Source organism: Deltaproteobacteria bacterium, assembly GCA_009930495.1.
Lineage (GTDB): Bacteria > Desulfobacterota > Desulfovibrionia > Desulfovibrionales > Desulfomicrobiaceae > Desulfomicrobium.
In genome coordinates this window covers 1-8,736 of sequence record RZYB01000119.1, presented here as the reverse complement: position 1 = coordinate 8,736, position 8,736 = coordinate 1, and the positions used below count along the sequence as shown (strand labels likewise).

Here is an 8,736-nt window from a genome sequence, read left to right as displayed (position 1 = left end):
CGAGGCCTCGGCCTTGACCCGTACCCTGGCCTCCTCTTCCTGACGAACCAGATTGACGCCGATTTCCATCAGATCGCGGATAATGGATTCCACGTCCCGGCCCACGTAGCCGACCTCGGTGAACTTGGTCGCCTCGACCTTGATGAAGGGCGAGCCGGCCAACTTGGCCAGACGACGGGCGATCTCGGTCTTACCCACGCCCGTGGGCCCGATCATGAGAATGTTCTTGGGCGCGATTTCCTCGGCCAGTTCCGGATCGAGCTGGCGCCGCCGCCAACGGTTGCGCAGGGCAATGGCCACCATGCGCTTGGCCTGGGTTTGACCGACGATGTATTTGTCCAGCTCGGACACGATTTCACGGGGGGTGAGGGTATTCATCAGGCGTTCCTGGTCACGGTTTCAAAAACGATATGATCGTTGGTGTAAACGCAGATCTCGGCCGCGATGGCCATGGACTTGCGCACGATCTCCTCGGCCGGCAGATCGGTGTTGCGGCGCAGGGCCCTGGCCGCGGACAGGGCGTACGCCCCGCCCGAGCCGATGGCGGCCACGCCGTCGTCGGGTTCAATGACATCGCCGGTGCCACTGAGCATGAGAATGGTCTCGGTGTCGGCCACGAGCAACATGGCTTCAAGCCGCCGCAGATATTTGTCGCTGCGCCAGTCCTTGGCCAGCTCGACACTGGCCCGGACAAGGTTGCCGCCAAATTCTTCAAGCTTTGCTTCAAATTTTTCAAAAAGGGTGAAGGCGTCGGCCGTGGACCCGGCAAAGCCGCAGATGATCCGGTCCCGATACAGCCGGCGCACCTTGCGGGCGCCATGCTTGATGGCGATGGCTTGGCCCAGGGTGACCTGGCCGTCACCGGCGATGGCCACGCCGTTGTCGTCCTTGACGGCCAGAATTGTTGTTCCGCGCATTTCCTGCATGTTGGTATCCTTGGTTAGCGCCCTTGGGCGCATGTGAACGAAAGCCTAAAAGATGACCACTGCCGTCCCCTTGTCAAGGGATGCCCGGGCCGCCCGCGCCATCGACGGGCCTTTTGTCCAATCTTGACGGAAGGTCGTGGGCAAGGCATTGTTCCCGGATGCAAAACGCCGCCGATGATCCGGATTATCCGATATTTACCAGCCCCTCCGGGAGAGGGGCCACGGCGTAGCGTCAAGCGCGAAACAGGTTCGATTGCCGTGGACACCTCAGGTGCCACGGCTTTTTCATTTTCATGCCACGGGAGGACGCCCATGCTTTACGATGTCTCGAACGAGACCATGCCTCGGGAGGAACTGGAAGGGCTGCAACTGCGCCGGCTCAAATCCATGGTCGAACGGGTCTATTACAATGTCCCGTTCTATCAGAAAAAATTTGACGAGATCGGCATCAGGCCCGACCAGATCCGCTCCCTGGACGACCTGAAATACCTGCCGTTCACCGAAAAGCAGGACCTGCGCAACAATTATCCCTTCGGTCTTTTCGCCGTGCCCCGGGACAATGTCGTGCGCGTGCATGCCTCGTCCGGCACCACGGGCAAGGCCACGGTGGTCGGCTACACCCAGCGCGACGTGAATACCTGGGCCGAGCTCATGGCCCGTTCGCTCGTGTGCGCCGGCGCCAGCCGCCGCGATATCGTCCACAACGCCTACGGCTACGGCCTGTTCACCGGCGGCCTGGGCATGCATTACGGCGTGGAACGCCTGGGCGCGACCATCCTGCCCATTTCCGGCGGCGGCACCAGACGCCAGGTCATGCTCATGCGCGACTTCGGCTCGACCATCATCTGCAGCACCCCGTCCTATGCCCTCTTTTTGTACGAGGCCATTCTAGAAGCCGGCATCAGCATCGAGGATCTCAAGCTGCATACCGGCATCTTCGGGGCCGAGCCCTGGAGCGAAAAAATGCGTTGCGAAATCGAGGACAAGTTGCGCATCAAGGCCCTGGATATTTATGGCCTGTCCGAAATCATGGGTCCGGGCGTGGGCATGGAGTGTTGCGACGTCCAGGACGGCCTGCACATCTGGGAAGACCATTTCCTGGTCGAAATCATCGACCCGGAAACAGGCGAACAACTGCCCATGGGCGAAACCGGCGAACTGGTCATCACCACCATCACCAAGGAAGCCCAACCCCTGGTCCGCTATCGCACCCGCGACATCACGCGCATCAATCCCATTCCGTGCAAATGCGGCCGGACACATCGCCGCATCAGCCGCATCCAGGGCCGCAGCGACGACATGCTCATCATCCGGGGCGTCAATGTCTTCCCGCAGCAAATCGAGACCATTCTGCTTGAAACCCAGGGCGTGGCCCCGCACTATCAGCTCATTCTGACCCGCAAGGGCAGTCTGGACATGCTGGAAGTCAAGGTCGAGGTGGATGAAAAGCTCTTCTCCGACGAAATCAAGCATTTACAGCGTATCGAAGCCAAGATACAAAAGAATATCAAAGAATTCCTGGGCGTCACCGCCAAGGTGACCCTGTCCGAACCACGAAGCATCGAACGTTTCGAGGGCAAGGCCAAGCGCATCATCGACCAGCGCAACTCGTAAAACCGGGCAGGCGCGACCCCCCGCGCCCCCATCCCAGACCGGGAGGAACCATGAAAGTTGAACAGATCTCCGTCTTTCTGGAAAATAGAGCCGGCCGATTGGCCGAGGTGACCAAGACCCTGGCCGAAAACAACATCAACATCCGCGCCCTGTCCCTGGCCGACACCTCGGATTTCGGCATCCTGCGCCTCATCGTCACGGACAACGAAAAAGCCAAGGAAGCCCTCAAGGCCAAGGGCTTCACCGTGGGCAGAACCAGCGTCGTGGCCGCCGAAATCGGCGATCATCCCGGCGGCCTGCATACCATTCTGGACATGCTCACCAGCGGCGGCGTCAACGTGGAATACATGTACGCCTTCGTCACCCAGAGCGGTCACAACGCCATCCTCATTTTCCGTTTCGACCGCACGGATCAGGCCATCGAAGTCCTTCAAAAAAACAATGTCCGCATTCTCAGCGGACAGGAACTCTACTCGCTCTAGCATCGATGGGGGCAGTCCAGAGCCTGCCCCCATCGCCTCGACTCTCAGCCCAGGCGGGACAAACCCATGCGCGTGAATCCCCGGGCCATGTCTCGCGGCAGGGGCAGCTCCTGGTCCAGCCCCAGAAACACGCACATCTTGCCCAGTTCCCGGGCCACCCGGTCGGCCTGTTTGCCGCGCCAATCCCAGGATCTGGTCCGGCCCAATGCAGACGCCACGTCCAAAATCCGTTTGGCCCGGGCAACTGTCGTGTGATCGCGCAGGACCCGCCGGCGCCCGGCCTCGGCCATGCGCCGCAGGCGGTCGGGGTCGGCCAGAAGCTCGCGGCAAACGCGGACCGCGTCCTGGACGTTACCGCGTTCGTAGACGGCAATTTCCTCGCCAGCCCGGAATAATTCGTCAAAACCATTGGCGATTGATTCCGTGACCACCAACGCGCCGCAGCCGGCGCCCTCGAAAATCCGAAAATTGGCCTCTCCCACGGCGCTTTGGTTGAGCACGATCTGACTACGGCCATAGATCGGATAGTAATTTCCGGCACGGACAACCACGGGGACCCCGACACGGACGGCGCCGAGAAAATCCTTGCGCCGCCGATTGATGGAACCGGTCACGGTCCCGACAAAACTCACCGGAATATCCCGCTCCACGCCGCCGTCGCCGACGCCGGATGGGTCGAAAAACAGCGGCAGCCATTCCGCCCGGCGCGGCAGCCCCGCCTGCTCGAAAAGCGGGACATAGTCCTTTTGGGCCAAGAACATGTGATCAAAACTGATCGACCAGGGCACATGCCAGGGATTGCAATACTGATCGATGGAATAGCCGATGGTCACGCATGGCAAAAGCTCCAGGCCCAGCACCGACGGCGGTCGACAGCCATCGGCCCACAGCGCCAAATCCGGCCAGAAGTCACGCGTCCGCAAGAGCTCGAACAAATTCCGGGCCGTGAGCGGCGCGTCCAGGACCACATCGCAGTCCCGGCCGGGACCGATGCTCAGCACGTCATGGCCGAGCTTTCGGAATACCCGCGTGAAGTATGAAGCCTCGATATTGAGAATACGCATCCGCCCCGCCTAGAGCATGTCCGCCATTTGCCCAAAAAAATCGTTCCGCTCGAAGTCCGGTCCGTGGGCGGCCTCCAAGCGGTCCAGACTGGCCAAAAAGGCGTCCCACCCGTGTATTTCCTCGATCTTGCGCGTGTTGTGAAAAATCTTGAACCGCGTCCCCAACGGGCACTTGGTCAAATTGATCTCGAAACTGCGACCAGGGGTGTACACCGTCCAGTAGGCGGACCAAACAGTGCGGTCTCCCTCGGTTTTTTTGTACTTCTCGAAATACGCCTCGAAAATGTCCTGAATGCGCGCCTTGTCCATGAGTGGTCCTCCCGTCGGCATCATGCCCTGATTCGTCCGATATTCCAACGCGAAATGTTGTTGCCCTTTGACCCCTGCCGTCATCATTGGTAGGACCAATTTTCACGGAGGACAAGAGTGGAAACCCGACAGACGCGACTCTACGAAAGCATTTCCAGCCGCATCCGCGATTTGGTCGCGCGCACCAACCTACGCCCTGGCGACAGGCTGCCGCCTGAACGGCACCTGGCCGATCTTTTTCAAGTTTCGCGCAATTCCGTGCGCGAGGCCATAAAAAGCCTCGAACAGCAGGGAATCCTCATCAGCAAGGCCGGCTCGGGCACGTTCATCGCCGACCAAAGCGCATCCAGCCTGTCATCGGCCCTGGAACGGGTTTTCATCCGGGAACGGCATCGTCTGGCGGATATTTTCGAACTGCGTCTCGTTCTGGAGCCGCAGATCGCCTTTCTCGCGGCCCAACGCATCACGGACGAGGAGTGCGACCGCCTCGACGCGATGATCGGCCACCAGGAACGGGCCCTGGCCGAAAACGCGGCCTACCAGGAGCACGACCTGGCCTTCCATGATTTCATCGCCGCCTGCACCGGCAACGAGGCCATTGCCCAACTCATGGAAAAACTTCAGGACATGCTGACCGAAAGTCGGGACGAAGCCCTGCGTTCGACCCGCCGCGAACGGGAATCCCTTGTGGGACATCGCCAAATCCGTCAGGCATTGCGCGACCGCGACCCCAAACGCGCCCGAAGGGCAATGACCAGCCATCTTCAGCAAACACGACATTGTCTATTCACCAACAAAGGAGGCACGGATGAATGACGTAAAAAAAACGGCTCGGGAACTGATGACCGGATTTTGCCGGGTCTGCCCGGTCTGCAACGGCAAGGCCTGTGCCGGGGAAGTACCGGGCATGGGCGGTCTGGGCACGGGCTCGGCCTTCATGGCCAATGTCACGGCCCTGGCCAGACGGACCTTCAACATGCGTCTCATGCATGGCGTGACCGAGCCGGAAACCCGGACGTCGGTCTTGGGCATTGATTTGGCCCTGCCGGTCATGGCCGCGCCCATTGGCGGCGTGTCCTTCAACATGGGCGGCAAGCGGAGCGAGGAAGAATACATCACCGCCATTATCGACGGCTGTCAAAAAAGTGGCATCATCGGCTGTACTGGTGACGGCGTGCCCCCGTTCATCCACGAGGCCGGATTCGCGGCCATCACCGCCGCCAAGGGTCATGGCATCCCCTTCATCAAGCCATGGGAAGACGCGGAACTGTATGAAAAATTGGCGAAAGCGCGGGACTGTGGGGCCGTGGCCATCGGCATGGACATCGACGCCGCCGGACTGATCACCCTGCGCAAGATGGGCCGCCCGGTTTCGCCCAAGCCCTTGGAAACCATGCGGGAGATTGTCGCCCGGACCGGCACCAAGTTCATCATCAAGGGCATCATGACCCTGGAAGACGCGGAGCTGGCCCTCGAAGCGGGAGCCGACGCCATTGTCGTTTCCAACCACGGCGGTCGGGTCTTGGACCACACTCCGGGAACGGCCGATGTCCTGCCGGGCATTGCCCGGCACATGAAGGGGCGCTTGGCCATTCTGGTCGATGGCGGCATCCGGACCGGCGGCGATGTTCTGAAAATGCTGGCCCTGGGCGCGGACGCAGTGCTCATTGGACGACCGTTCAGTATCGCGGCCATGGGTGGATTGACGGAAGGCGTCGAGAAATACGTGCAGACCCTGCGCACGGAGCTGGCCCAGGCCATGGTCATGACCGGTACCGCCTCGGTGGCCAGCGTTTCCGCGTCCATTCTATACCGCGCGGACTAAAAACCGCTTGCGGGAAACCGCGAACAGAATGCCCATGACCGGCGCCCGGACGCACGGCGTACCTCGCCGGAACACGCGCGGACGCGAACCCGAATGGCCCTGGCCTGCAAACGAAAACGGGTTGGAAAACCAACCCGTTTTTTTTAGTCCATGTATTTCACGCCGGTTTCATACACGGGCAGCCCCCGTTCAGGCAGCTCCTTGCTCCAGCAGACAGCGGCGGCGTGGCGCTCGAAGGCATGGTCATACGATCCGTCCGGGGAATATCCCTCCAGGGACAGATTCAGCTTCGCCCCTTCGGGGATGGGCGCGCGCGTTTTCAGGCAAACGCCGCCTTCGCAGTAGTTCACCACTCTGGCGTAATGCGTCTGGAGCTGTCCTTCATAGGTGAAACGGACAGGAACAAGGCACTGTTTACGCTGGGTTCCCCTTTTGTTGGCAGTCATGTGAGTCCTCCTTGAATACGGGTTTCGTGCTCGTGGCGGTATTGCTCCACATAGCGAGCTTGCCGTCAAGAAGCAAATTCCCCGCCACGTCCGCACGAGACCCAAAAAAAAGCGCCCCGGAGGGCGCGTTCGAGATTTCGGAAAAAAATTCTCAGACCTTGAATTTGAGCACGAGCTGTTCCAACGCCTGGGACAGCAGGGACAGATTCTCCGAATTTTGTTTCAGCTCCGTGCTGCTGGCCGAAATGCTCTTGGAAGCCTCGCTGACCTTGATGATGTCCTTGGCGATATCGCCCGTGACCACCGAAGCCTGGGATACATTTTCGTTGACTTCCTGGATACCCAGGGACGCCTGGCCCACGTTTTCCGCGATATCGCGCGTGGTGATGGACTGTTCGTCCACCGCCGCCGCCACCGTGGACACGAAGGTGCTGACCTCCTCGATGACGGACATGACCTGGCCGATTTCGGCGATGGTCGCGGCCGTGGAGTCCTGGATGCCCTGGATGCGCGTCCTGATCTCGTCCGTGGCGCTGGCTGTTTGGTTCGCCAATTCCTTGATTTCATTGGCAACAACCGCGAATCCGCGTCCGGCCTCGCCGGCCCGGGCGGCTTCGATGGTCGCGTTCAGGGCCAGGAGGTTGGTCTGGGAGGAAATGGCGGTGATGGTTTCCGTGACCTTGCTGATCTCCCTGGCGGCTTCGCCCAGCCTGTCCACGCGCCGAGAAGCCGAAGCAGCCGCTGTCACGGCTTTTTGGCTAACCTGGCGGGCCTGCTCGGTGCTGGTCGTGATTTCGTGGAAGGTCGTATTCATCTCCTCGGTGGCCGTGGCCACGGTACTGACATTGATGGACGCCTGTTCCATGGCGGCCGCGACATTGTTCATATTGACGTTCATTTCCTCGGAGGCGGCGGCCACGGTGTTCGATTTTCCGGCAAGTTCGTCGGCGCTGACCAAAAGATTGTCGGACATGCTTTCCAGCGTCGCGGCGGACCCGAGCAACACCTTGGCCCGCTCGGCGATATCGGCGACAATGGTTCGCAGGCTGCCGGACATTCTGTTCAGATGGTGTTGCATGACACCGAGTTCATCGGAGCGGGTGACATCGAGCTGGCCGGTCATGTCACCCGTGGCCAAGCGCTCCAAAAACCCGCCGGCGACCTGGAGGGGAGCGAGGATGTTGGATTTGATCAACAGAAAACTCAGGCCGCCAAGAACGCCCAAAATAACCAGCGTCCAGCCCGTGACGTGCAGGGCAGCGGAGCGGACGGCCATGTTGGTTTCTTCCAGGGAGGAAATGATCTCGAAGGCGCCGTGCACCTCGCCCACCTTCCAGCCCTCCATGACGCCACCGGTGGGGTCCTGTTTTCCCTTGGGATCGCCATGACAGAACATGCAGTCCTCGGTCAGGCGGATGGGCTTGAAATACAGGATGCGGTCCTTTTCGACGATGACCTTCTCGCCCATGTCGCTGGTGGCGAACTCCGCCAATACTGTTTTTTCCAGGGCGTTGGGTGTGTTTTCCGGATTGCGCGGACTTTCCTTGGGCACGCGGAACTCGTATCCGGCCTCGGCGGCCTTGGCCGCGGCCGTCCGCATGGCCGTGACGATGGGCACGGCCTCGATGAGACGTTCCGGATTTTCCCGTAAACTCTCGAAACTTTGCAAAACACCCAGCGTATGCTTGTGGGCCATGTTTTCGCGCACGGATTCAGCCATCATGACCACGGACCGGCTTTCCTTGATGCGGCTGGTCAGGGCCGATTCCCGGATATCGGTGATATGCAGGTACGCCATGATCACGGCCAGGAGGGCCGGGCCAACGATCACGACAAGCATGACCTTCCACGTCAGACTCAATTTTTTCCACATGGTTCCTCCGCGCGTCTGTCCAGCAAGACATGAATCAAAAAACCGACAGGTTACAAGGTATTCAATCCACGACTTTCGGGCAAGCAAATAGTGAATCGTCGTAACCGATCACAGGGTCGCAATTCCGTTAGTTCGTCCAATCCAGGTCAGGTCAGGACCTTGATTATAAAACCAAGCTCTCATGGCCTCGACCAGAA

10 protein-coding genes are annotated in these 8,736 nt (G+C 60.2%); 4 read left to right on the top strand and 6 right to left on the bottom strand.

What is annotated here, in order from left to right; genetic code table 11:
- The coding region (locus EOL86_10065) for an AAA family ATPase (GenBank protein NCD25915.1) at nt 1-378 on the bottom strand (378 nt) is incomplete at its 3' end.
- Nucleotides 378-926 (bottom strand): ATP-dependent protease subunit HslV, encoded by a 549-nt coding sequence (gene hslV / locus EOL86_10060; protein NCD25914.1) that lies wholly within the window; start codon nt 924-926, stop codon nt 378-380. The genes EOL86_10065 and hslV, both read right to left, overlap by 1 nt.
- Nucleotides 927-1,238: 312 nt before the next feature.
- On the opposite strand from hslV, the gene EOL86_10055 reads away from it, so the two are divergent.
- Both EOL86_10055 and EOL86_10050 read left to right on the top strand, forming a co-directional pair.
- Complete coding sequence (locus EOL86_10055) at nt 1,239-2,540, top strand: phenylacetate--CoA ligase (GenBank protein ID NCD25913.1); 1,302 nt, start codon at nt 1,239-1,241, stop codon at nt 2,538-2,540.
- A gap of 50 nt (nt 2,541-2,590) precedes the next feature.
- Nucleotides 2,591-3,022: an ACT domain-containing protein gene (locus EOL86_10050; protein NCD25912.1), complete on the top strand. Its 432-nt coding sequence runs from the start codon at nt 2,591-2,593 to the stop codon at nt 3,020-3,022.
- Between the two features lie 44 nt (nt 3,023-3,066).
- Here EOL86_10050 and EOL86_10045 read toward each other — a convergent pair whose 3' ends face one another.
- Nucleotides 3,067-4,086, bottom strand: a complete 1,020-nt coding sequence (locus EOL86_10045; protein ID NCD25911.1) for a glycosyltransferase family 1 protein — start codon at nt 4,084-4,086, stop codon at nt 3,067-3,069.
- A gap of 9 nt (nt 4,087-4,095) precedes the next feature.
- The gene (locus tag EOL86_10040; protein NCD25910.1) at nt 4,096-4,395 is read right to left on the bottom strand and encodes a hypothetical protein; all 300 of its coding nucleotides are present in this window, start codon (nt 4,393-4,395) and stop codon (nt 4,096-4,098) included.
- A gap of 117 nt (nt 4,396-4,512) precedes the next feature.
- Here EOL86_10040 and EOL86_10035 point away from each other — a divergent pair, with 117 nt between their 5' ends.
- Both EOL86_10035 and EOL86_10030 read left to right on the top strand, forming a co-directional pair.
- The gene (locus EOL86_10035) at nt 4,513-5,211 is read left to right on the top strand and encodes a FadR family transcriptional regulator (GenBank protein ID NCD25909.1); all 699 of its coding nucleotides are present in this window, start codon (nt 4,513-4,515) and stop codon (nt 5,209-5,211) included.
- The gene (locus EOL86_10030; protein NCD25908.1) at nt 5,204-6,220 is read left to right on the top strand and encodes an alpha-hydroxy-acid oxidizing protein; all 1,017 of its coding nucleotides are present in this window, start codon (nt 5,204-5,206) and stop codon (nt 6,218-6,220) included. The genes EOL86_10035 and EOL86_10030 overlap by 8 nt, the downstream gene beginning before the upstream one ends.
- Before the next feature lie 143 nt (nt 6,221-6,363).
- Here the strand turns inward: EOL86_10030 and EOL86_10025 are convergent, their stop codons facing one another.
- Both EOL86_10025 and EOL86_10020 read right to left on the bottom strand, forming a co-directional pair.
- Entirely contained in the window at nt 6,364-6,666 is a 303-nt protein-coding gene (locus tag EOL86_10025; GenBank protein ID NCD25907.1) for a hypothetical protein, read from the bottom strand.
- 151 nt (nt 6,667-6,817) lie between these two features.
- On the bottom strand, nt 6,818-8,539 hold the full coding sequence (locus EOL86_10020; protein ID NCD25906.1) for a methyl-accepting chemotaxis protein: 1,722 nt from the start codon (nt 8,537-8,539) through the stop codon (nt 6,818-6,820).
- Between the last annotated feature and the right edge of the window lie 197 nt (nt 8,540-8,736).

Coding starts and splice junctions, on each gene's coding strand:
- hslV (NCD25914.1), bottom strand. CDS start 926: ATGCAGGAAATGCGCGGAACAACAATTCTGGCCGTCAAGGACGACAAC.
- EOL86_10055 (NCD25913.1), top strand. CDS start 1,239: ATGCTTTACGATGTCTCGAACGAGACCATGCCTCGGGAGGAACTGGAA.
- EOL86_10050 (NCD25912.1), top strand. CDS start 2,591: ATGAAAGTTGAACAGATCTCCGTCTTTCTGGAAAATAGAGCCGGCCGA.
- EOL86_10045 (NCD25911.1), bottom strand. CDS start 4,086: ATGCGTATTCTCAATATCGAGGCTTCATACTTCACGCGGGTATTCCGA.
- EOL86_10040 (NCD25910.1), bottom strand. CDS start 4,395: ATGGACAAGGCGCGCATTCAGGACATTTTCGAGGCGTATTTCGAGAAG.
- EOL86_10030 (NCD25908.1), top strand. CDS start 5,204: ATGAATGACGTAAAAAAAACGGCTCGGGAACTGATGACCGGATTTTGC.
- EOL86_10025 (NCD25907.1), bottom strand. CDS start 6,666: ATGACTGCCAACAAAAGGGGAACCCAGCGTAAACAGTGCCTTGTTCCT.
- EOL86_10020 (NCD25906.1), bottom strand. CDS start 8,539: ATGTGGAAAAAATTGAGTCTGACGTGGAAGGTCATGCTTGTCGTGATC.